This is a genomic window from Herbiconiux liangxiaofengii (genome assembly GCF_041927335.1).
Classification (GTDB): domain Bacteria; phylum Actinomycetota; class Actinomycetes; order Actinomycetales; family Microbacteriaceae; genus Herbiconiux; species Herbiconiux liangxiaofengii.
The window spans coordinates 158476-183704 of record NZ_JBHFHD010000014.1; the positions used below are offsets into that span (position 1 = coordinate 158476).

17 protein-coding genes are annotated in these 25229 nt (G+C 69.1%); 4 read left to right on the plus strand and 13 right to left on the minus strand.

Annotated features, from left to right (window positions below; translation table 11 throughout):
- Positions 1–24: 24 nt before the first annotated feature.
- Together ACEXOR_RS15245 and ACEXOR_RS15250 are read right to left on the minus strand one after the other, a co-directional pair.
- Entirely contained in the window at positions 25–570 is a 546-nt protein-coding gene (locus ACEXOR_RS15245) for a DUF6036 family nucleotidyltransferase (protein ID WP_374850569.1), read from the minus strand.
- Complete coding sequence (locus ACEXOR_RS15250) at positions 567–1169, minus strand: helix-turn-helix domain-containing protein (RefSeq protein ID WP_374850570.1); 603 nt, start codon at positions 1167–1169, stop codon at positions 567–569. The genes ACEXOR_RS15245 and ACEXOR_RS15250 overlap by 4 nt, the downstream gene beginning before the upstream one ends.
- Positions 1170–1351: 182 nt before the next feature.
- On the opposite strand from ACEXOR_RS15250, the gene ACEXOR_RS15255 reads away from it, so the two are divergent.
- Together ACEXOR_RS15255 and ACEXOR_RS15260 are read left to right on the plus strand one after the other, a co-directional pair.
- A complete protein-coding gene (locus ACEXOR_RS15255) occupies positions 1352–3094 on the plus strand; it encodes a DUF4407 domain-containing protein (RefSeq protein WP_374850571.1) in 1743 nt (580 codons plus the stop codon).
- A 174-nt stretch (positions 3095–3268) separates the two neighbouring features.
- Positions 3269–8977: a fibronectin type III domain-containing protein gene (locus tag ACEXOR_RS15260; RefSeq protein WP_374850572.1), complete on the plus strand. Its 5709-nt coding sequence runs from the start codon at positions 3269–3271 to the stop codon at positions 8975–8977.
- Between the two features lie 275 nt (positions 8978–9252).
- Here the strand turns inward: ACEXOR_RS15260 and ACEXOR_RS15265 are convergent, their stop codons facing one another.
- From ACEXOR_RS15265 to ACEXOR_RS15275, 3 genes are read right to left on the minus strand one after another with little or no spacing between them, the layout of a single operon-like run.
- A complete protein-coding gene (locus ACEXOR_RS15265) occupies positions 9253–9708 on the minus strand; it encodes a hypothetical protein (protein ID WP_374850573.1) in 456 nt (151 codons plus the stop codon).
- Positions 9702–16208 (minus strand): RHS repeat-associated core domain-containing protein, encoded by a 6507-nt coding sequence (locus ACEXOR_RS15270; RefSeq protein WP_374850574.1) that lies wholly within the window; start codon positions 16206–16208, stop codon positions 9702–9704. Before ACEXOR_RS15270 ends, ACEXOR_RS15265 begins: the two co-directional genes overlap by 7 nt.
- The gene (locus tag ACEXOR_RS15275; protein WP_374850575.1) at positions 16205–16912 is read right to left on the minus strand and encodes a hypothetical protein; all 708 of its coding nucleotides are present in this window, start codon (positions 16910–16912) and stop codon (positions 16205–16207) included. The genes ACEXOR_RS15270 and ACEXOR_RS15275 overlap by 4 nt, the downstream gene beginning before the upstream one ends.
- A gap of 112 nt (positions 16913–17024) precedes the next feature.
- Here ACEXOR_RS15275 and ACEXOR_RS15280 point away from each other — a divergent pair, with 112 nt between their 5' ends.
- Positions 17025–17540, plus strand: coding sequence for an Lrp/AsnC family transcriptional regulator (locus ACEXOR_RS15280; protein WP_374850576.1), 516 nt, complete (start codon positions 17025–17027; stop codon positions 17538–17540).
- Here ACEXOR_RS15280 and ACEXOR_RS15285 read toward each other — a convergent pair.
- From ACEXOR_RS15285 to ACEXOR_RS15320, 8 genes are all read right to left on the minus strand, one after another.
- Positions 17524–18027, minus strand: a complete 504-nt coding sequence (locus ACEXOR_RS15285) for an Lrp/AsnC family transcriptional regulator (RefSeq protein ID WP_374850577.1) — start codon at positions 18025–18027, stop codon at positions 17524–17526. The two genes, ACEXOR_RS15280 and ACEXOR_RS15285, sit on opposite strands and share 17 nt — an antisense overlap.
- 36 nt (positions 18028–18063) lie before the next feature.
- Positions 18064–18786 (minus strand): 3-keto-5-aminohexanoate cleavage protein, encoded by a 723-nt coding sequence (locus ACEXOR_RS15290; protein WP_374850578.1) that lies wholly within the window; start codon positions 18784–18786, stop codon positions 18064–18066.
- 53 nt (positions 18787–18839) lie between these two features.
- Entirely contained in the window at positions 18840–19511 is a 672-nt protein-coding gene (locus tag ACEXOR_RS15295; RefSeq protein ID WP_374850579.1) for an RraA family protein, read from the minus strand.
- 2 nt (positions 19512–19513) lie between these two features.
- The gene (locus ACEXOR_RS15300; RefSeq protein ID WP_374850580.1) at positions 19514–20326 is read right to left on the minus strand and encodes a carbon-nitrogen hydrolase family protein; all 813 of its coding nucleotides are present in this window, start codon (positions 20324–20326) and stop codon (positions 19514–19516) included.
- Positions 20323–21495, minus strand: a complete 1173-nt coding sequence (locus ACEXOR_RS15305) for an ABC transporter ATP-binding protein (RefSeq protein WP_374850581.1) — start codon at positions 21493–21495, stop codon at positions 20323–20325. Before ACEXOR_RS15305 ends, ACEXOR_RS15300 begins: the two co-directional genes overlap by 4 nt.
- Positions 21496–21532: 37 nt before the next feature.
- Positions 21533–22606, minus strand: coding sequence for an ABC transporter substrate-binding protein (locus ACEXOR_RS15310; protein ID WP_374850582.1), 1074 nt, complete (start codon positions 22604–22606; stop codon positions 21533–21535).
- Between the two features lie 84 nt (positions 22607–22690).
- Positions 22691–23473, minus strand: coding sequence for an ABC transporter permease (locus ACEXOR_RS15315; protein WP_374850583.1), 783 nt, complete (start codon positions 23471–23473; stop codon positions 22691–22693).
- Positions 23473–24408, minus strand: coding sequence for an ABC transporter permease (locus ACEXOR_RS15320; RefSeq protein WP_374850585.1), 936 nt, complete (start codon positions 24406–24408; stop codon positions 23473–23475). The genes ACEXOR_RS15315 and ACEXOR_RS15320 overlap by 1 nt, the downstream gene beginning before the upstream one ends.
- Before the next feature lie 263 nt (positions 24409–24671).
- Between ACEXOR_RS15320 and ACEXOR_RS15325 the strand changes: the two genes are divergently transcribed.
- A complete protein-coding gene (locus tag ACEXOR_RS15325; RefSeq protein ID WP_374850586.1) occupies positions 24672–25229 on the plus strand; it encodes a PadR family transcriptional regulator in 558 nt (185 codons plus the stop codon).

Genomic DNA, 25229 nt, shown 5'->3' on the forward strand with positions numbered 1-25229 from the left:
ACGGTCGAACGAGGCAGCACGCCGTCAGCGTGCGAGCCTGATCATCTCTTCTGCCTGCAGCCGAACGCTCGCGCGGCTGTCGGTGAGGGTGACGCCGTTGTCGCCGAAGACCTCGAACGTGAGCTCCACGATCTCGTCCGGGTCGACGATTTCCAGGTGGCGGATGAGCGCGACGATGTCATCGTGATCCTTCAATCGCCCTGCCGCCATCTTCATCGCCAGTAAGAACCGCGGTGACGCGATGCGCACGTGCAGGCCGCCGATCTCGATGGAACGCGCATCGGTGTCGTCGATCTCGAAGCTCATGAACGCGAACGCGCGCTGGTTGATCCAGCCGTCGGGGAGTCCACGCTCCCGAGCCATCTCGGCGGCCTCGCGTTCGACCACTGCGAATGGTTTGAACCACCCGTCCACGTCCTCGGTCGCGCGGCGTGACCCGAGTCCGATCGCCATCGCGGTTCCTCCGACGAGGTAGGCGTCCACCGATTCCCCACGACGCTGGATGCGTTCCCCGAGTTCATCGAGGAGTGCGCGTAGTTCATCGCTCGTGAAGAGCCGCGACTCCGTCATGCCGAGGTCAGGTCGCGAGCGCGCATGATGATTCCCTTGTTCAGGAAGGCAGGCTCTGCTGTGACTTTGAGATGTGCGAGGTACTCATCTGAGTAGTCGGCGTCAGGGCCGGGAACCCATTCGCCCTCGAGCCGCGGTTTCTTCGTCCAATGTGGGGGAGCGATGCCGCGGTTTTCGGCCTCCCAAGCGACGGCTGTCGCGAGCAGGGTGTCCCATCGGCTGTCGAGGATCTCGGCCGGCTTCTTGAGGAAATCTGCGATCTCGTTCTCGGTTCGAGCCTGTCGAAAATGGTCGATGGCTTGTGTTGTGAGTCTCAATGCCGCGGAGGTGTCCGCCGCCTCGAGCTCGGCGCCGATGGCTTCTGCAGCGGTCCTGGCGCTCATCAGGTGCCGGTCGGCCATCGTCATCGGTACCGTCGAGGCGTCGAGTCGTTCGCCCAGAACGGCGAGTGCTCGCTCGAGGGAGGACAGCTTGATCGTTCCCACCCGCTCCGACCGCTCGAGCTGCGAAACCGCCCCGGCCGTGACGCCCAGACGATTCGCGAGATCGTAGATCGACAGCCCGAGACGCGCTCTCGTGGATCGGATCAAGTCTGACATTCACGCTCCTTGTATAGCTATAACTATACATTGCGGCGTGATCCAACCCCGGCCTCAGGCGCGTGCCAGGGAACACAGATGCGGGTGCGGTAGCTTCGCACCTCGTGTCTGGACGTGTCGGGGGCGCTGTGCGCGCATCCGGGGTTCTGACCGACGTCACCTCCCCGAAAGGTCGCCGCTGAATGGCTCGTCGCTACAACTCGAACCCCGTGTCGAACGGCATGGCGTGGCTGGGCGGCGCCCGCCTCGACGTGCTGCAGGATGCGCCCGGCGACCGCGCACGGTTCGTCGCCATGGGCGGCGTCATCCTGAGCACGGCCTTTCTCTCGGCGGTGTCGGCGGCGTTCGCGCTGAAGATGGCGCTCGGCGCCCCCATCGCGGTGGCCGTGCTCGTGGGCGTGTTCTGGGGTGCCATCATCCTGAACCTCGACCGGCTGCTGATCATCGGTATGGCCAAGCAGAAGGGCGTGTGGCGCAACATCGCGCTCGCCCTGCCGCGCGTGGCGCTGGCGCTCATCATCGGCACCGTGATCTCCACCCCGCTGACGCTGCAGATCTTCTCGGCCGAGATCAACTCCGAGATCCAGGTGATGCAGGCCGAGGACAAGGCGGCGTTCGAAGAGCGGATGGCGGCCGACCCGAGATTCGCCGCCATTCCCACGCTCGAAGCGTCGATCGCCGCGAACCAGGCCATCGTCGACAAGGGGCTGCAGACCGACCTCTCCTCCGACCCGAACTACGCCGCCGCCGTGGCCGCCACCGCTGCCGCGCAGCAGGCCTACGACGCGGCCCAGGCGGCCTATCTGGCCGAGATCGACGGCAGCGGCGGCACCGGCGTGCGCGGCGACGGGCCGGTGACGGCCTCGAAACAGGCGGCTCTGGATGCGGCCCAGGCCCGGCTCGACGCGGCCAAGGCGGCCGAGCAGGCTGCGGAGACGGCCGCCTCGTCGAACCTGGCCTCATCCGCTCAGAGCCGGCTCGACGCCGCCAAGGCGCAGCTGGAGTCGGACAAGGCCACGCTCGCGACCGCGCAGTCGCAGCGCGACCAGGAGCAGGCGGCCTACTCGAGCGCGGTGGACAACAGTGCGGGGCTGCTGTCGCGGCTGTCAGCGCTGTTCCGGCTCGGGGAGGCGAACGCGCTGCTCAACGTGGCGCACATCATGATCGCGGCGCTGTTCGTGTGCATCGAGCTGCTGCCGGTGATCGTGAAGGTGCTCGCGAACCTGGGCGGGCCGACCGCGTACGACCGGCTCGTCGACGTTCGCGAGGACGGCGAGGTGTCGGGTGGGGCGATCTGGGCGTCGGAGCGGGCCCGTGCCATCGAGGTGGAGGCCGGCGTGCAGGTGTCGGTGGCCGAAGACCGGGCCGAGCGGCAGCTGGAGTTCGGCAAACGGGTGAATCAAGCCGTGCTGGAGCAGCAGGAGGCCGTGATCTCGCGGGCGCTCGAGGTGTGGGGGTCGTACGCCGGGGCGCGGGCGGCGTCGCGGATGGAGGAGTGGGAGCGGGATCTCGAGGCGTCGGAGGGTTCGTCGGAGCAGGCAGAGAACGGGGTAGCCGGGGCCGCTGACGGCACGGGGGCCACCGACGTTCTGGAGGCCCCGCGCTCGCGCGACGTCGCCGGGCCGCGTGTTCCCGCGAAGCCGCGGGGGGCGGGGAGCCCGTTCGGGTTCGCGCGTTCGCGGGGCTGGACCCAGCCGGGAGAACCGGCCCGGCAGAACGCGGGCACCGGGTCGGACGACGGCGTCTCCGAACTGAACGAGCTGTTCCGCGATGAGGACTCGTCGGCCGACACCGAGCGCTCCGGTGCCGTCGCGGGTGGGACCGATGCGGCTCGCCGCCCCGACGACGTCGCCACACGTCCGCTGCCGCGGAACACCGACCGGGCGGCCTACCTGCGCCGCGCGGGGCTGCCCGACCAGATCTGACGCGGGCAGCGCCCCCCGTTCGGGGCGATCCGCCCGTTCGCCTTGTTCGGCGAGCTCGTGACGCCCTAGCATCAGGATCGGGTGGCCGTGGGGGCGGCCCGTGAACCTGGGGGACTGGTCGCTGTGGCTCGACGAACTCATCTGTGGTCGGCCTCGCGCCGTTTCCGTTCTGTCGTGGCGGGGGTGCTGGCTGCGGCGACCGCCGTGTCGCTCGCCGTCGTCGCCACCGGGCCCGCGCAGCCGGCCGAGGCCGCCGGTACCACCATCACGATCTCGGGGGTGGTGACCGATTCGGCCACCACGTCGCCCCTGCCATCCGTCGACGTCGTCTGGCGTGCGTCGGACGGGACGAGTCCCGACGTGAAGGCCGTCACCGGCACCGACGGGCGCTACCGCCTCGTGGTTGCGGCGGGCGCCTACGGCTGCGTCGTCTCCGACAACGCGGCCAAGGGCTGGCGCACCTACCAGGCGGGATGCGCAGAGCGCAGCGCCGACACCACCATCGACATCGCGCTCAACCCGGGCGCCGTCGTCACCGGCACGATCACGCCCCCGGCCGAGCTCTCCGAACCGACCTACATGCAGGTGTCGCTCACCCGCATCGGTTCGCCCAGCTACTCCGGCGGCAGCGTGCGGTTGACGCCGGGTGAGTCATCCACCTACGCCTTCGCCACCAACCCGGGCGACTACATCGTCTCGTTCCAGGGCGACGGGATGCTGACCCAGTACTTCGACCAAGCGGCCACCCAAGCCGAGTCCCGCACCGTCACCCTCGCCTACGGCACCCCCGCCACCGGCATCGACGCCGTCATGCGCTATGCCGACCACGTGATCACCGGCACCGTCACCGACGACCTCGGGGCCGTGGTGGCGGGTGTCGACGTGACGATTCAGGATGCCGCGAACCAGCAGTACCTGGGCTCGGCCCGCACCGCTGCCGACGGCACCTACCTGGCGCGGGTACCGAGCGGAGACCGCGTCGTGGTGAAGTTCGCCCGCGGCAGCGCCGCCTTCGTGTACTGGAACAACGCGGCGACGTTCGCCGCCGCCACCCCCATCACCTTCACTCAAGGGGTGCCGGCGACCGTGACCGGCATCGATGCGGTGCTGCCCCGGGTGTCGTCGATCAGCGGAAAAGTGACGCTTCCCTGGCCAGACGCGAACCGCAGTCTCTACGTCGAGCTCCTTCCGGCCGGCCAACAATACGGTGAGTCGACCGGTGTGGCCGCCGACGGCTCCTACTCGTTCCCCACCGTCCCGCCCGGGGACTACGCGGTGCGCTTCGTCTACCGGTCGTTCTCGGAGTACTACGACGGCGCATCCACCCGCGACACCGCGAAGGTCATCACCGTGAAGACGGGGGCCCCGCAGACGATCACGGGCATCGACGCCGTGCTCGACGTGGCGCGGATCGTCGGTACGGTGCCCAGCACCGCTCCGACCCTCCGCACGGCCACCATCACGGCCCTCGACGCCGCCGGAACAGCGGTGGCCACCGCCACCAACTCTCCCTACAACGGTGACCTGTCGTACGAGCTGATCGCTCCGGCCGGAACCTACCGCCTCCAGTACTCCGTCGAGGACCGGGCGACCCAGTACTTCGACGGTGCGTTCACTCTCGACGGCGCGACGCCCATCACCGTCGCCGTCGGCGCCACCGCCACCGCGAACTTCGCCGCGCTCGGCGGAGCCGTCTCGGGTGTGGTCAAGGACACCGCCGCCAAGCCCGTGGCGGGCATCACGGTGGACCTCTACACGGCCGACGACCTCTTCCTCCCCGCGTGGAGCACGACGACCGCCAGCGACGGCTCGTACCGGTTCGAGGGACTCTCCGCGAACAACTACGTGGTCGCCGCGCGCGCCACCGACTCGCTCGTCGGCTCGTGGTTCTCGCCGTCGGGTACCAAGGAGGATGCGACGGTGATCGACGTCTCCGTCAGCACCCGCTACGAGGATGCGGACCTGGTGATGACCGCGGGCGGCAACATCTCCGGCAGCGTGTCGGTGGCGCTGGCCGACCGGCCCTTCGGCGGCACCGTGTCGATCTACGACCAGAACAACTCCTGGGTTCAAGACGTGCAGATCTCTGGCTTCGGCTCCTCCGCAGTGAGCTGGAAGAGCACCGCGCTGCCCGCCGGCTCGTACATCGCGAGCGCCTTCGTGAGCGACTTCGGGCGACGGTACTGGGATGCCGCGCGGTTCGAAGACGCCACCCCGATCGCGGTGGCGGCCGGATCGAGCGCCTCCGGAATCGACATCGTCATCGCGCCAGAAGGCGGCTTCATCGGCGGTTTCGTGACGTCGGAGACGAGCGGCCAGCCCGTGGCCGCCTATGTCACCCTCTTCCAGCAGAACGAATGGGGCATGAGCTGGGTGGAGCAGGCCTACACCAGCGGCGGCCGGTACCGCTTCTCCGAACTCGACCCCGGAACCTACTTCGTGCGCTTCACCCCCAACGACTACGCGACGCCGTACCGCACCCAGTGGTGGGAGGCGGCCGACGAGCAGACCGCCACCCCGCTCGTGATCGAATCCAGCGAGACCGACCTCACCGACATCGACGCGGCGCTGCTGGACGGCATCCCCATCACCGGGCGCGTGATCGACGCGGTCAGCGGTGCTCCCGTGCCGAACCAGAGGCTGTCGATCGTCACCAGTGCCCGAAGCGTGTACACCTACACCGACAACGACGGCCGCTTCACGCAGGGCGTCGACGCGCCTGGCCGGTACACGATCACCTCCGAGGTCACGAACGGCGACTACTCCCCGGCGAGCGTGTCGGTCGACGTGCCCGAGGCGGGGTTGACGGATGTGCTGGTCGCCCTGAACAAGGGCGTCACCATCTCGGGGAGCACGGTGGCCGCCAACAACTCCGCGCCGCTGTCGAACGTGAGCGTGCGGGCCACCAACGTGGCCAGCGGCCGGGTGTACTACGTCAGCTCGTACTCCGGCCAGTACGCCCTCCGCGGCGTGCCCGCGGGTACCTACCGGATCGTGTACGAGAACTACGGCGGCCTGTATGTGACCCAGTGGTACGACCGGGCCGCATCCGAGACTCAGGCCACCCCGCTCGAGGTGGGGCTGGAGGGTGCCACCGGCATCGATGCCCGGATGACCCTCGGCGGTTCGATCGTGGGAACGGTGCGCGACGAGTTCGGCAACCCGATCCCGTACGCCTCGGTGGGTCTCGCCCGCAAGGCCGGCGTCGCCCCGGCGGCCACCGGTGCCGAGGCGATCTTCTCGGCCGCCGCGCAGGGAACCCTGCTGGGCATCACCACCAGCGCCGACCAGAACGGCGTCTTCGCGACGCCCCCGGTTCCGGCCGGCGACTACGCGGTGTACTACTTCGACTGGAACCACCGCACCACCTGGTCGGGCGGCGCCGCCACGCTTCAGGACGCGACGACCGTTCGCGTGGTGACCGGAAGCCAGACGGATGCGTCGGTGTCGCTGCCCGCGCTGGCCGAGGGCGAGATGGCCCGCCAGCCGGAGCAGACGCTGGTGAACGCGTTCGCGATCACCGCTCAGCCCGCATCCGTCAGCGTGCAGAGCGGAACCGACGTGTCGTTCACGGCCTACGCCGCCGGAACCCCGCTGCCCACCGTGCGCTGGCAGAAGCAGACCGCAGGCGGGTCGTGGACCACGATCAGCGGAGCAACCGACACCACGCTCTACCTGGGAGCCCCCGACGTGGAGCTCTCGGGCACGAAGTACCGCGCGGTGTTCAAGCAGGGGAGCACCACGCTCACCTCGACGGCGGCGACGCTCACCGTCACGGTACCGGCGACGGTGCCTTCCACCCCCGCCAAACCGACCCTGTCGAAGGCCACCGCCAGCGGGTTCACCGCCACCTGGAAGGCCCCCGCCGACGGCGGCGCGGCCATCTCGGGCTACACCGTGAACGTGTACGCCCCCGGCCAGTCGGCACCCGTGCGCACCGTGCAGATCGGCAATGTGACGAGCCTGAGCATCAGCGGCCTGCTGCCCAGCACGGTCTACGGCGTCACCGTGGCGGCGACGAATGCGGTGGGCACCGGGAAGGCCTCGCCGAAGGCGAGCATCACCACCTCGGCGGTCGCGAAGCCGGGAGCCGTGGGCGCGCTCGCCGTCTCCACGCCCACCTCCACCTCGGCGGCGGTGACCTGGAGCGCTCCGGCCGACGACGGCGGATCCGCGGTGACCGGCTACGACGTGACGGTGACCAAGGGCGGAACCCCGGTGGCGGGAGCCGTGGTCTCGGTCTCCGGACTGAGCGCGACCATCTCTGGCCTCGCGGAGAAGACCGCCTACGTGGTCTCGGTGTCGGCGAAGAACGTGGCGGGCACCGGAGCGGCCACCACCGCACCCTTCACCACCCCCGCCACCGGACCGGTGGCCACCGTTCCCGGGGCGCCAGGAAAGCCGACGGCCTCGGCCACCTCGCCGACCGCCGCCACCCTGAGCTGGACGGCGCCCGCGAGCGACGGCGGCTCGGCCGTCGACGGTTACACGGTGAAGACGTTCAAGGGTTCCACCGAGGTGACGGGCCTCGCGGTGACCGTCTCGGGCACGGGTGCGACGGTGTCGGGCCTGGCCCCCACCACCACCTACACGTTCACTGTGGCCGCGCACAACGCGGTTGGCCTCGGGGCGTTCTCGGCGGCATCCGCTGCGATCACCACCCCGGCCACCACGCCGGTGGTCGTGCCGCCGGGCACGACGGGGGTGCCGGCGGTGAAGGCGGAGAGCGCCACCACGCTGTCCGCCACCTGGACGGCGCCGGCGAGCAACGGCGGCGCGGCGATCAGCGGCTACGCGGTGACGGTGCGGTCGGGCGGCTCGGTCGTGGCCGGTGCCGTCGTGACGGTGTCGGGCACCAGCGCCACGATCACGGGACTGCGCCCGGCCACCGCCTACACGGTGACGGTCGCCGCCGTGAACTCGGCGGGCACGGGCCCGGCCACGGAGTCGGCGGCGGTCACCACTCCCACGGCCGGCAAGCCGACCACGACGCGGGTGTCGGGCGCCGACCGCTACGCGGCCGCGGTGAACGTGTCGGGCCAGGCCTACCCCTCGGGAGCACCCGTCGTGTACGTGGTGACGGGCGCGGGGTATCCGGATGCGCTGAGCGCCGGCCCCGCGGCGGCGAAAGAGGGCGGCCCGCTTCTGCTCACCCCCAACACCACGCTGCTGCCCGAGGTGAAGGCCGAGATCCAGCGGCTGGCACCGCAGAAGATCGTGGTGGTGGGCGGCGTGAACTCGGTCTCGGCCGGGGTGTTCACGCAGCTCAAGGCGCTGCAGGCCAACACGGTGCGGCTCGGCGGGGCTGACCGGTACGAGGCATCCCGGAACGTGGCCCAGTACGCCTTCGGCGCCGGCGGGGCCACTGCGGCCTACGTGGCGACGGGAGCCAACTTCCCCGACGCGCTGAGTGCCGGGGCCGCCGCCGCGACGGCCGGGGGCCCGGTGGTGCTGGTGAACGGGGGAGCGTCAGCGGTCGACAGCCCGACCGCCGCCCTGTTCGCGAGCCTGAAGACCACGTCGATCACCATCGCGGGCGGTCCGGCATCCGTCTCGACCGGAGTCGAGGCGTCGCTGAAGTCGCTCGGATCGGTGGTGCGCCGCGGCGGTGCGGACCGCTTCGAGGCCTCGGCGAACATCAACGCGAACGCCTTCGGGAGCACCGACCATGCCTTCCTCGTGACGGGGCTGAACTTCCCCGACGCGCTGTCGGGCTCGGCCTGGGCCGGGCACGTGGACGCGCCGGTGTACCTGTCGCGCCAGGACTGCGTACCCGGCGTGGCGCTCGACGCCATGGCGCAGCAGGGGGTGACGAAGGTGACGCTGATCGGCGGGCCGAACTCGCTCGGGCAGGCGGTGAAGGACTTGGTGCGGTGCGGGTGAGCGTGCGGTCGGCGCCGCCGCCCGTTGCGCAGCCCGCGAGGCGGTTGCCCTATCGCGCGGGTGCTGCGGCAATCATCATGCTTGACGCTGCGCCGAGTAGAACAAGGAGCAACCTAGAGACGGCGGGGACTGAAACCATCCGGAACGAGTCCGCCGTGGCAATGAGTGTGACTTAGGCGGCAGCGCTAGGTACCTGCGTGGTCTAGACCAGACCCTGCGCGACCATCATCCGAATCAGCAGGTCGACCGAGGCTGTGGGGCTGAACGCCGTCGCGCTATCGGTACCACAGAAGCTCGGGCGGGAAAGGTCCTCCGTGCTCGGCGATGTAGGCACGGACATCCCGTCGTGCCCGATGCCATCCCGGTGCTCGGAGGGCACTCATCACCACGCCGATGAGTGCAACCAGTGAGAAGAAGATCAGGCAAACCACCGCTGCGACGAAGGCGTCGTCGCGAAGCTTCTCGAACAGAAACAGACCGCCCCACACAAAGACACCCGTCAGAGGCAGATTGAGGTACGGGTTGTGGAATACGGGCGAAATAGCCAGCCCCGGGCGGTTGTCTTTGTACCCGTAGGGGTGGAGCGACCTTCCTGCTTGTTCAACTACCCGTTCGACCTCAGGATCCCGTGCCGCCTCGTATTCATCTGAGTACCAACCCTTTTCCGACCAAGGAGCTTGGAGGTTTGGTCGTCGTCCTCGCTTCGATGGCGTCTGATTCTTCTTCACCACGCGTACTCCTCTCCCCAGTCCCAGACGAGGTCCAGACTGTCCCATGCGATTCCCGCGATGGAAGATGCCGACGCGACGGCGCCCGCTCCAACTCCAATAGTTGCCAATGCCGGGCTAGGTGCAAGAACGAGCGGAGTCAGGAGACCAGATCCGACCTCTACGGATGCAATACCGAAACCGATACCGTTCCTCGTATTGCCCCAGGTGTTTTGGTCGTCCCACTCCAGACCCATGTTCACGCCGGCAAACACCGCTCCCGCTACAGGGATGAACTTTCCCAGGCGTGACACCGACGTAGCGAAGTTCTTGATCGAGCGCGGGGCTGTAGCCCAAATCTTCCCCAGCTCCACGAGACTATTGAATCCGACGATTGCCGCGTCCCGCAGAAAGCCGGCCGCTCTACCAAGCCATTCCCGCGCCTCGTCGAACTTGACGGCCGCATCTCGCCATAAGCACCCGACTGGGTCGAGTGCGCAGGGGTCTAGACCGATACCTGGAGTCCGTTTGGCAAGTCGATGTCGTATAGACATCGACTCAGCACTGCGGCAGGCAGCTTGTGGATGACAGTTGTCATCGGTAATGACGCCGCCGGTGTAGCCGCTGCCGCCGCCGGAGTAGTAGTAGTCGGTGGGGAGGCCCTGGGCGCGGGCCGCGTAGTGGTCGCTGGCGGTGGCTGAGGAGGAACGGCCCTGGGTGGCCGGTTGGTAGGCCCAGGAGCCTCCCGACTTGCCCTGGACTGAGACCGCTGGGTCCCAGGGGCGGTTGCCGTCGAGGTCGATGAGGGTGGCGGGAGAGTTGGTGACGTAGGCGTAGCGGGCCGCCGTTTGAGGGTGGGTGAGGAGGCCGCGCCACGAGTCCGGCGTCAGCCAGGTGCCTGTGGCGGGGTCGTAGGTGCGGGAGAGGTAGGTGTTGAGGTTGTAACCCGGGTCGGTGGCTTCGCCGGTGAAGCCGGTTGGTGATGTCCACGACGCGGTGTCGAAGGATTGGCCACCCCAGTCGTCGTAGATGGCCAGTTGAGTGAGGGAGGCTCCTGCAGCCTGGGCCACTGTGGAGCCGAGGCGGTCCAGGAGCATCCAGGATGCGGGGTCGGCCGAGGGGAGGTCGGCCTCGAAGGCCAGCTCTCCCAGCGCGTCGGTGACGAGGGCGGTGGTGCCGGAAGAGGTGGTGGTCTGGATCGGAGTGATCCCGTTCCACGTCGTGCTCTCTTCCGAGGTGCCGTGCCGCGAGGTCTCGGTGGTGGCGACCTGGCGGCCCAGTCCGTCGTAGGCATAGGTAGAGGAGCGGCCTTCGCGGGTGACCGACGTGAGACGGCCGTCGGCCTGGTAACCGAAGTCCGTCGTGATGCCCGATTCATTCTGTGACGTGCGGTTTCCGTTCGGGTCGTAGTCATATGCGGCGGCCGTCCGACCTGTTGATGACGAGGTGTTCGACGCGACCAGTTGATTCGCCTTGTTGAACTGGGCGGTGACGGTAATCGCGGCCGTCGGTCCCGTCGAGGTGGAGGAGGTGCGGTTGCCGGCCGCGTCGTAGCCGTAGGTCGCCGTCGAGCCGTCAGAGCGGGTGCTGCCGGTGAGGCGGTTGAGCGCGTCGTACGTGTAGGAACGGGCATCGGTCGGAGCGATCGCCGGCGAGGGAATGGGGGCCAAGGTTCGAGTCGCCGTGGTGACGTTTCCCGATTCGTCGTACGTGTAGTCGAAAGTCAGTGAGGCGACCGATTCGAGCGGGCTCGGAGCAGTGGGCGCCGTGCGGCGATCGAGATAGTCGGCGGCCTTGACACAGTCGTCAGGTGAACCCGTCTCGGGTAGCGAGCGAGTCGCGAGGTAGCCGGTTGCCGAGGTGCACCGGTCGACGATCGTGGATACCGGTGTCGAAGAGTGAGAGAGAGGAGACGGTGTCAGGCTGGCCGACACCGTTCCAGGATGCGCGGGTTCGACCCCCGCAGCAGGTGCAGGCGTGGGCTCGTGGTGCGCGATCTGCGTCACCCGGTCGGCGTCGTCGTAGGCGTACGAGGTCGAGAGTCCGGTCGATCTGAGCTGGGAGGCGAGGTTGCCGGCCGCATCCCAGGTGTAGGCGATCGAGCCCCAGGGCGACCGGGTTGCCAACGGATGGCCGGCGTCGTCGTACTCGTAGCCGATCAACGTACCCGACGGGAGGCCCAGCGATGTGAGCCGGCCGGCCTGATCGTAGGAGTAGTCGAGCTGGGCGCCCGTGCCGTCGATCTGAGAGAGCACGCGACCGAGCGGGTCATAGGTCCAGCCTGTGGTACCCGTCGCATCGGTCATCGCTATGGGCTGCTGGTTCGCGTCGTATTCGAAGGCGACCGTGCCGGGACCGGATGCGCCCGGGTAACGCACCTCCGCGACATCCGAGCGGGCAGTGTAGGCGTACGACGTGGTCTGCCCCTGTGCGTCGAGTTGCGATTCGAGGCGCCCGGCCGCGTCGTAACGGTAGTTCCACGCAGAGCCGAGCGGGTTGGTCTCGGAGGCGAGGCGGCCGGCGTCGTCGTAGGTGTAGATGGACGCGTTGCCGTTGGCGTCGGTGGCGCGGGCGAGCAGGCCGGTGGCCGTGTATTCGTAGGAAGTCCGTACGTTCGTGTCGGCATCCGGACGCGCGAGCGCCTCATACGCTTCGGTCACGGCCGTGAGCTGGCTGACCGGGTCGTAGGCGTAGCGGGTCTCGGTGCCCAGCGGGTCGATCATGGACGTCTGTCTCCCGGCGGCGTCGTAAATGAAGGAGTGCACCGCCCCGGTCGGATCGGTTCGGGACGCCACCGCTCCGGTTGACGTGTACGCCTGGGCACTGGTGTGGCCGAGTGGATCGGTCGTCGACAGAAGTCGCCCCGCGGCGTCGTAGGACAAGATGGTCGTGCGGCCGAGCGGATCGGCCGCTGTGGTGGTGCGGCCGAGCCGGTCGTGGTCGAAAGTCCTGGTGTGTCCGAGCGCATCGACCTGCGAGGTGACCCTCCCGGCCAGGTCGTAGACGGATGCAGTCACGGCGCCGAGAGGGTCGGTGATCGACACGAGACGCCCCGCCGCGTCGTACTCGAACGTCGAGGTCTGGCCACGCCGATCGGTGGAGGCCACCAGGCGGGAGTCGACATCGAAGGTGGCTCGCGATGCCGCGCCGGACGGGTCCGTCACCGAGACGGGCCGGTCAAGCAGGTCGTACGCGTAGCGGGTCGTGTTGCCGGCGCCGTCCATCGAGGATGTCTGGCGGCCGACCAGGTCGAAGGTCGAACGGGTCTCGAGGCCGACCGGGCTGGTCTCGCGCAGGAGGTTACCCATCTCGTCGTGCTCGTACCGGGTAGTCGCGCCGAGCGGGTCAGTCGACGAGACGAGAGTGCCGACCGGGTCGTAGCTGCGGCTCCATGCCGAGCCGTTCGGGTCGGTGATCTCCACTGCGCGGTAGAGGTCGTCAAGCGCGAACGAGGTGACCGCCCCGAGTGGGTCGGTCGAGGCGACGAGCTCGTCTTCGCGGTTGTACTCGTAGCGAGTGGTCGCACCGGCCGGGCCGGTGACCGAGACCAGGCGGAACAGGTCGTCCCACTCGTACCGGGTGACGGCCCCGGTCGGATCGGTCGACGAGGTGAGGCGGTCGTTCGCATCGTAGGTGTAGCTGCTGGTGCCGCCGAGGGCGTCGCGGCGGGAGGTGAGCCGATCGCCGACATCCCACTGCATGACGGTGGTGGCGCCAAGTGCATCCGTGATGGAGGTCACGCGGTTCGCTGCGTCGTAGGTGAGGGACGTCGTGGCGCCGAGAGCGTCGGTCGAGGAGGTCGGATTGCCGCGATCGTCATAGGTGTATCGAGTCGTCGCGCCGGAAGGCGTCGCCGCCGACGTCAGGTTCCCGGACGCGTCGTAGGTGTTCGTGAGGCGGGTTCCGTCGGCTTGGACCACTCCGGTCACCTGGCCGCGTGGCGAGACCTCGAATGCGGTGGTGCGTGGTGCTCCAGACGGGCCGCCCTCATCCGTCCGAGACGCCAGCTCGCCTGTGGGCGTGTAGGTCGAGAGAACCACGGCTCCGTTCGGCTGCACTTCACGTGTGACGTTGCCCGCCGAGTCGTAGGTGTACGACCAGGTGCGGCCCGCTTCGTCTTCGTAGCCGATGACCTGGCCGGCCGTGTCGTAACTGTAGTGAGCGGTGTTGCCGACGGCGTCCGTCCGTGCGGTGATCCAGTGATGCGCGTCGTAGGCGAAGCTCGTCTGATTGCCCTCATTGTCGGTGTAGACCGTGGAGCCACCGCCAGGGGTGGTCGAGTAAGCGAACAGCCGCTCGTTGTTCTGGGCGTCGAACTGCTTCACGACTCGGCCGGATGCGTCGTACTCGTTGCGGAGGTCCGTGACGCCGGCCGCATCGATGGCGGTGACAAGCCGGTGGCCCGCGTCATAGGTGAACGTTCGTGTGCGGGCATCGGGCGCGGTGATCGCGGTGAGCCGGAAGCCGGAGTCGTAGGTGAGCGTCCAGCGGCGGCCGTCCGGGTGCACGAACGCGGTGATGTGTCCGGTGGAGTCATTCTCGACGGCGATCGTTTGGCCGCCGGCATCCGTGATCCCGATGAGCGGGATGAAATGTGTGGTGTCGGCATCGACGGGCGCGCCGTAGCGGAGGGTGGTGACGTTGCCCTGGCGGTCGACGTGGCGCGCGAGTTCGCCGATGCCGTCGATGTCGGCCGCGTCGAACTCCCAGTTCTCCCCCGTCTGCGCGTCGGTGAGGAGCAGCTGGCCCGCACCGGTCTCGCGAAGCGACTGGCGGAGGCCCGCCTCGGCAGTGTAGCCACCACCACCGTCGCCCCGGAAGACGAAACTCGCGCCGTCGCCACGCACGATCAGCACCGAACCGTCGTCGAAGCGCTGGGCTCGGGCGCCCACGCCGAAGGTCCAACCGAGACCTGCGCGAGACTCCCGCTCGTCTTGCGAGTTGTAAATCAGTGTGAGGTCGATGACCTGATCGCCCGGGCCCGTCAATTCGAAGATCGGCTCGTCTTCGACGAGGTTGCCGGTGGAGAACGAGACCGGATCGGCGCCGTAGGTCTGGTTGTTCTGGTAGCCGAGGCTGCGCCAACGCTCGAGCTCGGCAGCGCTCGGCGGGGCCGGCCAGCCGCCTGTGACGGGGCTCGTGCAGTTCGCGCCTCTACTCACCAGATAATCGCCGATCGACTTGGCGGTGCCGTTGACGATGGCCTGGAAGCCGGCAGGGTCGTCGATGACGCCGCGGTCGTAGTTGTTGTCGAGATACAGGGTCTCGAGGTGGGCGACTGCTCCCGGAAGGCCGGCGAAGTCGGCAGCCGGGTAGCGCGGATCGCCGACGATCCGAGCGGGCCGCCCCGTATAGCCGGGCAGGGTGCTCACGAAGGAGTCGCCGAGGGCGTTGTCGTCGGCGTTGCCACGCGGATACGATTTGCTGCCGCCGGACGTCGGCCCCGTGTCCCAGGCGGTTCCCGTGGCGGCGTCGAACGCCAGCGTGACGGTGGCGTCGGGAGTACGGGCGGCGGCGATGGCGGCTCGCATCGAATGGGACACCACGGGGGTGGCCGGGTCGTCTCGCGTGATCGTGACGTCGGCCAGACACTGGACGGCGAGCAGCGCGCGCACGCCCTGGGCGAGGGCGATGTTGTAGGGGAGTTCGGTGACGGGCGGAGCCGGGGTGGTGGCCCAGCCGAGATCGTCGTCGGGGTCGAGCACCACGCGGGGCCGAGGGCTGGCGCGTTTCGGGATACCGATGACGACGAACTGGGAGAGGTGATCGAGCTCACCCTTGACCGCGTTCGTGGTGGCATCGAAGTAGGAGGGGATCGGACGCCACGGAGTGCCGTCGTGTTCGCGGGTGTAGATGGTGAGGGTGGAGGGATCGAGATCGTGCTCGGCGACGGCCGCATCGTCGACCGGAAGCGTGAGGCGGATACCCGGGATCACGTCGATGGCATGGGCGGAGGGGCTCGCGTCAGGAGAACCGGTGCCGGAGTTGCTGCCGGACGAGGCGTCGGCATCGGCGGGATCGGTCGGGACGCCGACCCTCGTGAAGGTGGTTGGAAAACGCGTGACCTCAGTTCCCTCGGGCGACGTTGCGGTGATTTCGAGAACGCGGGAGGCTGCGAGCCCGCCGGATTCGGACTGGGCCGACTGCAGCATCCGTTCGCCGAGCGTGTCGGGCTGGGTGACGAGGACCTCGAGCGGGTCGGCGAGCTCTCGGCCCGAGAACGTGACCGAGGCTCCGGTCGATTCAGCGGTGATGGTCGATTCGGTCTCGGGCGCGATCGATCCGCTGGCGATGGGCTCGGGTTCGGGCGTCTGCTCGTCGGGCGCGAGGGGCAGAGCAGCCGCGGCGTCGCGCACGTGGTCGAGGGTTCGCTGGGCGAGGCGCTCGGCCAGCATCGCCGGAGAGGCGATGGACGGCGTGACTCCGGCGCCGAGTGCGAGCGCGGCGCACAGCACGATGGCGCCTGGGACACGCAGCCGTCGGCGCCGTCGCACGCGACGACTCAGGTGAGTGGTGACGATCACGAGACGGTGTCTTCGATGGCGAGCGTGCGCGCACGACGTGCTCGCCGCATCCGGAGCAGCAGCCCGCCACCGATGAGGCTGAGTGCCCCGAGGATCGCGGCCCAAGCGATGGTTGAACCGGTGAGAGCCAGGCCGGAGACCTCGCGCACGCAGGCCTGCAGTTCGGCCGCGTCGGCGATGCCGTTCGAGTCGTAGTCCTCGAGCCCGGTAGCGCAGGTGGGGTCACCGCAGATGACGGTCTCGGCCCAGTCGGTGGCGGCGTCTCCGTCGCGGTTCTCCCGCGAGTTCGAGCAGGTGGCGTCGCCGCAGGTGAGGATCTCGGCGAAGTCGGGGATGCCATCGTCGTCGGAGTCGCGGTCGGGGTGAGCGCAGGTCGAGTTGTCGCACACCGACACCTCGACCCAGTCGGCGATGCCGTCGCTATCGGTGTCTTCCGTGCCGTCGGCGCAGGTGAGATCGGCGCAGACCATGCGCTCCACGAGATCGGGAATGCGGTCGCGGTCGACGTCACAGTCGGCGGCGTCTGCCTCGGTACGGCAGGACGACTCTGAGGAAACCGGCTGGGCGGTCACAACGTCCAGGCGCACCGCCGAGGTGGGCGGAGCCGAGGCGATCGAAATAGGTGCGGAACCGAGCAGAACCAGCAGGGTTCCGAGGGCGACTCGGAGGATGGATGGGAAGTGGGCAGGGGACTGCGATGCCACGAGGCTCCGTCTGCTTCAGCCGCTGTCCGTTCCCCAACTGACGGGGCGACCATAGCAGGGCATCGACAAGATGAGCAAATGTCGAGACCGCGAGGGGTGATTGAATGGGCGGGTGGAGCTCGAAGCCATCGACGTGATCGATCGCAAGATCATCGATCAGCTGCGCCTCGACGGTCGGCGGTCGTTCGGTCAGATCGCGCGCTACGTCGGGCTCACCGAGGGCAGCGTGCGGCAGCGGTACAACCGGCTGCTGTCACTCGGCGTCGTGCAGGTGGTGGGCATGCCGAACAGCCCGCGCATGGGCTACGTCGAGGCGCACCTGTCGATCCGCGTGCGGGGCGCCACCGTCGAGTCGGTGGCCCGGGCGCTCGCCGCGCTGCCGCAGGTGAAGTACGTGGGGTCGTGCATCGGCTCGTTCGACCTGAGCGCCGATGTGCGGTGCGCCGATCAGTCCGAGATGAACCTGCTGCTCACCGACACCGTGCGGTCGATCACCGGCATCGACGTGCTCGAGACGGCGGCGGTGCTCGAGGTGATCAAGGACGAGTACGTCTGGTCGGGCTTCCGGGAACCGGTGGGGCGGCCGACACGGCCGCATCCGTCGGCCGGGTTCAGGCCTGAGGGCTAGGGTTCGAACCCACCGAGCCGCCCACCGCCCGCTGCCCCGACTGGTCGCGCAGCCCGTTCCAGGAGTAGTCCTTGAACAGGCGGGTGAGCACGAACTGGTCGATCTTCGCCACGCCGGGGGTGCGCCGGATGTCGTCGAGCAGGTCGGCGAGCTGGCCCAGGTCGCGAGGCGTCGCCTCGAGGTAGATGTCGTGGGCGCCGGAGGTGAGGGCCACGTGACCGATCATCGGCAGCGAGGTGAGCGACTTGGCCACGTTGCGCGGGCTCGCGCCGTGCACCGTGAGCAGCAGGCGCACCGACTGGTGACCGAGGGTCAGCGGGTTGCACAGGGCAACGATGCGCAGCGTGCCGTCGGAGGTGAGCCGCTGGATCCGCGCACGGACCGTCGCCTCCGACACCCCCACGATGCCTGCGATGTCGGTGTAGGCGCGCCGACCGTCCTCGCCGAGCAGCTCGACGAGCCGCCGATCCAGATCGTCTGCCGCCATAGGCCGATTATCCCCGAGTCGGTCGCGGCGGGCGACTCAGGCGCCCAGCGCGCGCGCCAGGGCGACCATCGCCGCGCTGTCGGGGGCACGGGAGCCGTCGTCGAGCACGAGCATGTCCTCGAAGCCCACGCGAACCTCGACGCCGTCGGCGATGGCCGCGCGCACCACCGGCCAGGCCGTCGCGTCGTAGCCGTGGTACAGCAGTGGCGCCGTGGCGCCGCCCGCGCGGAGGGCGGCCGCGATCGCACGGGCGTGGGCGACGGCGGCCTCGGCTCCCTCGTCCTCGGGCTCGATCAGGATACGCACGTTCTCGTTCAGGGTCGGCGAGGCCAGCAGCGCGGGCACCTCGTCGAGATGCCAGACGGCGCTCTCCAGTACCATTCCGCGCTCGACCACGAGGGATGCGGCCTCGGCGGCACCCTCCTCGGAGAAGGCGACCGAGGCGAAGTCGGGCAGCGCCTCGACCGGCCACGCGGCCAGGTGCGCCATCCGTTCGGCATGGCCGGAACAGGTCCAGAGACCCGTGGTGGTGCCGATGACGATCGACGGGTCGACCGCGCGAACGGCGCGCACCATGGCGGCGACCGCGTCGGGCGCGATGCTCTGGCCGCCGTCGGGGGTGCGCACGTGGGCGTGCACCACGTCGGCTCCGGCGGCAACGGCCGCGGCGGCGGCGGCGGCGATCTCGGAGTCGGTGAGGGGGATGGCGGGGTGCTCGTCGCGGCCCCGGCCTCCGTTGATGGCGGCCTTGATCAGCATGTGGTGCTCCGTGGTTCTGAGGGGGTGATGTGGGTGTCGCGGCCCGAGCGGGGTCAGGATGCGCCGAAACCGGCGACGGCCTCGCTCGCGCCCGTGAGGTCGCCGAGGTGGGCGCCCTGGCGGAGGGACTCGACGAGCTCGGGCTCCTCGGCGTCGTCGGCCAGCGCGGTGTCGATGATGGCCTCGACCACCGCGACCGGGGCGAAGAAGACGCCGTTGCGGTCGGCGAGCACGACGTCGCCCGGGTTCACCGCGACCCCGCCGCAGACGACGGGGATGTTCACGCCGCCGGCATCCAGCGACAGCAGCTTGGTGGTGAGCACGCTCGAGCCGCGGGCGTAGACGGGCAGGCCGAACCGCTCGACCTCGTCGAGGTCGGTGACCACACCGTCGACGATCACGCCGCGCGCACCACGGAACGAGAGGGTGGCGGCGAGCACCTCGCCCACGGGGGCGTGCCGGGTGTCGCCGCCGGTGTCGATGACGAAGACATCGCCCGGCTCGCACCAGCCGGCCGCATGGTGCAGCACGGTGGAGTCCTGGCCGGTGATGCGCACGGTGACGGCGCGGCCGACGACTCGCGTCGAACCGGCGAGACGACGGATGCCGAAGTCGGCGAAACCTTCTTCGAGGTAGTGGCCGAGCGTCGGGAACGACAGGCGTTCGAGCTTCGCCACGAGCCCGGAATCGAGCGGCGCGGGGGCGGGGCCGGAGGTGAAGGGCACGGTTACTCCTGAACGGTGACGGTGGAGACGAGGCGGCGGTTGGCCAGCGAGGGCACGATCTCGCGCACCTCGGCGGTGCGGTCGAGCGAGATCTCGACGACCTCGAATCCCGAGCTGATGGGCCCGAGGCCGGCGCGTTCGACGCCGAGCGGATCGATGACCAGGCTGTTGCCGATGCACTCGGGTGAGGACGACGAGGCGGCCAGCACCCAGCAGGTGTTCTCGATGGCCCGGGCCGTGAGCAGAGTGGCCCAGTGCTCCTCCTTGCGTGCGCCCGCCACCCACGCCGCCGACACGGACAGCACGTCGGCGCCGCGCGCCACGAGATCGCGGCTGAGCTCGGGAAAGCGGATGTCGTAGCAGTTCACCAGGCCCACCGCGACGCCCTCGATCAGCACCACCGGCGGCACCTCGGAGCCCCCGGTGACGTAGTCGCTCTCGCGGTAGGAGAAGGCGTCGTAGAGGTGCAGCTTGCGGTAGCTCTCGACGTGCTCCCCGCGCGGATTCACCACGACGAGGGTGTTGAACGGGCGATCGGTGCCGGCCGGCTCGTAGCCGCCCGCGATGATCCACAGTTCGTGCTGCACCGCCAGCTCCGACAGGCGCGCGAGGAAGAGCGGCCACTCGGCGTCGACGATCGCTCCGAGCGACCCCTCCACCTCGCCGGCCAGCAGCATCGACTCCTCGGGCAGCACGACCAGTCGGGCGCCGGCGGCGGCAGCGTCGGCCACCAGGGCGGCGATCGCCTCGCGGTTGGCGGCGGCGTCGGTCGTCGGTGCGAGCTGCACCACGGCGGCAGCGAGAGAGGGGTTCATGCGGCGACCTCGGAGGTCGGGGCGGATGCCGCCGAGTCGGCGGGGGCGACCGGCGAGCCGTCGGCGGGCAGCACCCGGGCGTCGGAGGCGGCCCAGGAGAGCACCACGGGGGAACCGTTCGCGATGGCGCCCAGCGCGGCGGCCTCGGCGCCGCTCGGCACCGACACCGTCATCACGGCATCGGAGGCCAGGCGCACGTGGAAGGTCCATTCGTCGCCGAGGAAGACACGCTCCACGAGGGTTCCGGGGATCGCGCCGAGGGGAGCGGTGCTGCCGGCCGCGGCAGCTGCAGCGGGGGCCATCGTCACGCGCTCGGGGCGGATGGCGAGCGTCACGCCCGTGCCCGGATGCGCATCCGCCGGCACCGAGGCGGGCAGCTCGCCCACGCCCGGCACGACCACCGAGCGACCCTGGGCATCCACCACCCCGTCGAGCACGTTGCAACTGCCGATGAACGTGGCGACGAAGCGCGACACGGGGGCGTCGTAGATCTCGGTGGGGCTCGCAACCTGCAGCACCCGGCCCTCGCTCATCACCGCGATGCGGTCGCTCATGGTGAGCGCTTCTTCTTGGTCGTGCGTGACGTAGATGAAGGTGATTCCCACCTCCCGCTGCATGCGCTTGAGCTCGAACTGCATCTCCTTGCGCAGCTTCTGGTCGAGGGCGCCGAGCGGCTCGTCGAGCAGCACCACCGCGGGGCGTCCGACCACGGCGCGCGCGAGCGCGACCCGCTGGCGCTGGCCGCCGGAGAGCTCGCCCGGCTTGCGCTCGGCGAACGCACCCAGCCTCACCAGGTCGAGCGCATCCCGAACCCGGCTGTCGATCTCGCGCTTCGGCGTGCGGCGCACCCGCAGCTCGAAGGCCACGTTCTCGTACACCGAGAGGTGGGGGAACAGGGCGTAGCTCTGGAAGAGCATGTTGAGGTCGCGCGACTTGGTGGGAACGCGGTCGACGTTCTGGCCGGCGAGCTCCACCGAGCCACCGGTGGGCGTCTCGAAGCCGGTGATCATGCGCATCAGCGTGGTCTTGCCGCAGCCTGAGGGGCCCAGGATGCTGAAGAACTCGTTGCGGCCGATCTCGAGGTCGAGGGGCTGCACGACCTGGTTGGCTCCGAAGCTCTTGGTGAGGCCGGTGAGCCTCACCGCCGGCGACTCGGTGGTGGTGTTCATGGGTGCTCGTTCCGTTGGTTGTTCCGCGTGAAGAGGGTCAGGAGGCGCGCACGCGGGTCCAGCCGTCCTGGAAGAACGCCAGCGCGTCTCCGGGGTCGACGATGAACTCCGAGTTGGTGAGCGAGTCGGCCGGTGCGTAGATGGCCGGGTTCTCGACCTGGCTCTGGTCTTTCACCAGGTCGAGGGCGGCGGCGTTCGTGGAGGCCAGCGACGCGTCATCCGTCACCAGCGCAGCCACCTCGGGGCGCAGCGTGTAGTTCAGCCACTGGTACGCGGCGTCTTCGTTCGCGGTGCCCTTCACGATCGAGAAGCTGTCGGTCCAGAGCGTGCCGCCCTCCTCGGGGATGATGTAGTGCACGTCGGGGTTGTTCGCCACGGCCGTGGCCGAGGTGGTGCCGGAGTAGGCCTCGGCGATGCAGGCGTCGCCGGTTCCCACGAGGTCGGCGTAGTTGGTGCTGTTGTAACCGCCGAGGATGGGCTTCTGCTCGAGCAGCGAGTTCGTGGCCGTCTCGATGTCGCCCTCGTCGGTGGTGGTGGCCGAGAGGCCGTTCACCTGGAGGCCGGCGATGTAGGCCGAGAGCATGTTGTCGAGCATGTAGACCTTGCCGGTGTACTCCGGGTTCCACATGTCCTTCCAGCCGGTGACGGGTGCGCCGGTGCAGGCCTCGTTGTAGAGGATGCCGGTGGTGCCCCAGGCCCACGGGATGGAGTGCTCGTTGTTCGGGTCGAACGAGGGGTTCACGAACTTCTCGGCCAGGTTGTCGAAGCCCTCGAGCTTGGACTGGTCGATGTCGGCCACCAGATCGCGCTGCACCATCAGCTGCACGGCGTACTGGCTCGGCTCCACCACGTCGTAGCCGGAGTTGCCGGCGGCGAGCTTGGAGATCATGGTCTCGTTGCTGTCGAAGGTGTCGACGGTGACCGTGATGCCGGTCTCCTTCTCGAAGCCGTCGATCACCGAGTCGGGGATCTCGCCCGCCCAGGCGTAGATGGAGAGCGTGCCGCTGCCGGCCGCGCCGGTGGATGAGGCGTCGCCGCCGGCGGAGCAGCCGGCGAGAAGGGTGGCCGAGGCCAGCGTCAGAGCGCCGAGCGTGAGGACCTTCTTGTTCATGGGGTGTCTTTTCGTTAGGGGTCGAGTGGTGCAGGAGGGTGGGGCTGCGGTGGTGCGGGTGGTGTCGTGCGGTGGTGCGGGGTGTTACGGGGTGGGGCCGGCGAGGATGCGGCGCATCTGCGAGACGCCGACGACGAGGATGACGCCGAGGGTCGCCACGACCAGCAGGGTGCCGAGCGCGTTCAGCTCGGGGGTGAGGCCGGTGCGCAGGGTGGAATAGATGCGGAGCGGCAGCGTGGTGGTGCCGACGCCCGCGGTGAATGTCGAGATGACGATGTTCGAGAACGAGGTGGTGAAGCTGAGCAGGAACGCGGCCAGGATGCTCGGTCGCAGCAGGGGGAACAGCACCCGCCGGAACGTCACCCACGGCGACGCCCCCAGATCGGTGGCCGCCTCGGACAGGCTCGGGTCGAGCGAGCTCATCGCCCCCATCAGCACCAGTGTCGCGAGCGGAAGCGTGATCACCACGTGGCCGAGTACGAGGGTGAGCAGCCCGGTGGGGATGCCGGCCGTGCTGAACACGGTGAGCAACGACACCCCGAGCACGATCTCGGGCACGATCAGCGGGATCAGGATGGCGCCCAGGAAGAACGCCCGCCCCTTCACCCGGTACCGCACCAGCGCGAACGCGGTGAGGAACCCGATGGTGGTGGCGATGAGGGCTGCGATGAGGCCCACGATCGCGCTCGTGCGGAGCGAGTCGAGCAGCATCTCGTCGGCGAACAACTCGGCGTACCAGCGGAACGTGAACCCGTCGAAGCGGTAGCTCACCTCCGAGGAGTTGAAGGAGTAGACGATCAACGCGGCGATGGGTAGGTAGAGGAAGACGAACACCAGTCGGGCGATCCAGGAGGTGAGGCGGTCCATCATGCCTCCTCTCGGGTCGTGAGGGCTGCGGGTCGCGCGGTGCGGGTTGCGGGTTCGGCGGCGCGATTGCGGCGGGCGCCGTTCCGGAGCAGCAGCCCGACCCCGGCCACCGAGGCGAGCATCAGGATGAGCACGACCATCGAGAGAGCTGCTCCCAGCGGCTCGTTGCGGAACTCCGTGAACAGGGTGACGATCAGATTCCCGACCAGCGGGTCCTTCCCGCCCCCGAGCAGCACCGGGATGACGAACACCCCGAGCGTGGGCACGAACGTCAGCATCACCGACGAGGCGAGTCCGGACGAGGAGAGGGGGATGAAGATGCGCGCGTGGGTCTGCCACCAGCCGGCCCCGAGGTCGGCGGCGGCCTCCTTGAGGCTCGGGTCGATCGATCGCATGGCGGCGTAGATGGGGAACACCGCGACCGGCAGGAAGGCGTAGAGGAGCGAGAGCGTGACGGCCAGCTGGGAGGGCACGAGCGACTGCGCGTCGACGCCGAACGCGCGCAACAGCGAGATGAACGGGCCGCCGGTGCCGAGCAGCGTGATCCAGGCGAAGGTGCGCACGAGGAAGTCGGTGAGGAACGGGATGATCACGAGCACCAGCAGCACGGGCTGGAGCGAGGCCTTCCGGGTGGCGATGTAGTAGGCCACGATGTAGCCGACGACGGTGCAGACCACCGCGTTGAGCAGCGCCATCCCGAGGCTGTAGCCCAGCGTCTTCAGGTAGACGGGGTCGACCAGCTTCTCGTAGTTGGCGAGCGTGAACCCGCCGAGGTTGCCGCCGAGCGGGTCGCTCACGGCGAAGCTGTCCCGCGCGATCACCAGCATCGGAACGACGACGAGCAGCACGATCACGGCGAGAGCCGGCAGCAGCATGAGGTAGCCGGCGGCCGACGGCGCGAAGCGGCCTCGGGGGGCTGTTCTCGGTGCGTTCACGGATCGTTCCTCGGGTGTGGGTGTTCGGGCGGGACGGGACGGGGTGTCCCATCGGTTGTCGTCCATCCTGCGATACCCGGAGGGGGCGCTGTGCGGAGCGGGCCTCGAAATCCGCAGGTGGCGTGTTTCGTGTTGACGCATTTCGCAGCGGTCGCCGCACACCGGTTCCTGCGGGTTGCCTCCACACTCGCGCGGCCGGGTATCGTTCGGTGTCGCTCAGGCATATCGTTGGGTATCGTTCACGATCTACGACGGAGGTCACCATGAGCAACTCATTCCCCACAGGCGGATTCGGTGCCGGCATGAACGCCGACAGCATCTGGCAGGCGATGGAGCAGTTCCGCTCCCGCTTCGAGAAGAAGGCCGGCAGCCGCGTCGGCAAGGGCGACGTGCGCGCCGCGGTGCTCGCGCTCCTCGCCGAGCAGCCCATGCACGGCTACCAGATCATCCACGAGATCGAGGAGCGTTCCGGCGGCAGCTGGAAGCCCAGCGCCGGATCGGTCTACCCGACCCTGCAGCTGCTCTCCGACGAGGGTCTCGTGAGCGCTGAGGAGTCCAACGGACGCAAGACCTATGCGCTCACCGAGGCCGGCATCGTCGTGGCCGCGAGCGAGGGCACCAAGTCTCCCTTCGTCACCGGCGACTTCGAGAGCGAGGGCGAGAGCAAGCGCGACCACGGAGCCCTGCCCAAGGCCGGCTTCGAGCTCGCCCAGGCCGCCGCCCAGGTGGGGCGCACCGGCACCCCCGAGCAGGTCGCGCAGGCGGTCAAGGAGCTCGACGACGCTCGGCGCCGGCTCTACGCGATCCTCGCCCAGGACTGA

Excerpts from the sequence above, each read along its gene's own strand:
- ACEXOR_RS15315 (WP_374850583.1), bottom strand. The coding sequence starts at position 23,473 with ATGGACCGCCTCACCTCCTGGATCGCCCGACTGGTGTTCGTCTTCCTC.
- ACEXOR_RS15325 (WP_374850586.1), top strand. The coding sequence starts at position 24,672 with ATGAGCAACTCATTCCCCACAGGCGGATTCGGTGCCGGCATGAACGCC.
- ACEXOR_RS15290 (WP_374850578.1), bottom strand. The coding sequence starts at position 18,786 with ATGCTGATCAAGGCCGCCATCAACGGAGGCCGGGGCCGCGACGAGCAC.
- ACEXOR_RS15250 (WP_374850570.1), bottom strand. The coding sequence starts at position 1,169 with ATGTCAGACTTGATCCGATCCACGAGAGCGCGTCTCGGGCTGTCGATC.
- ACEXOR_RS15310 (WP_374850582.1), bottom strand. The coding sequence starts at position 22,606 with ATGAACAAGAAGGTCCTCACGCTCGGCGCTCTGACGCTGGCCTCGGCC.
- ACEXOR_RS15285 (WP_374850577.1), bottom strand. The coding sequence starts at position 18,027 with ATGGCGGCAGACGATCTGGATCGGCGGCTCGTCGAGCTGCTCGGCGAG.
- ACEXOR_RS15245 (WP_374850569.1), bottom strand. The coding sequence starts at position 570 with ATGACGGAGTCGCGGCTCTTCACGAGCGATGAACTACGCGCACTCCTC.
- ACEXOR_RS15305 (WP_374850581.1), bottom strand. The coding sequence starts at position 21,495 with ATGAACACCACCACCGAGTCGCCGGCGGTGAGGCTCACCGGCCTCACC.
- ACEXOR_RS15300 (WP_374850580.1), bottom strand. The coding sequence starts at position 20,326 with ATGAACCCCTCTCTCGCTGCCGCCGTGGTGCAGCTCGCACCGACGACC.
- ACEXOR_RS15255 (WP_374850571.1), top strand. The coding sequence starts at position 1,352 with ATGGCTCGTCGCTACAACTCGAACCCCGTGTCGAACGGCATGGCGTGG.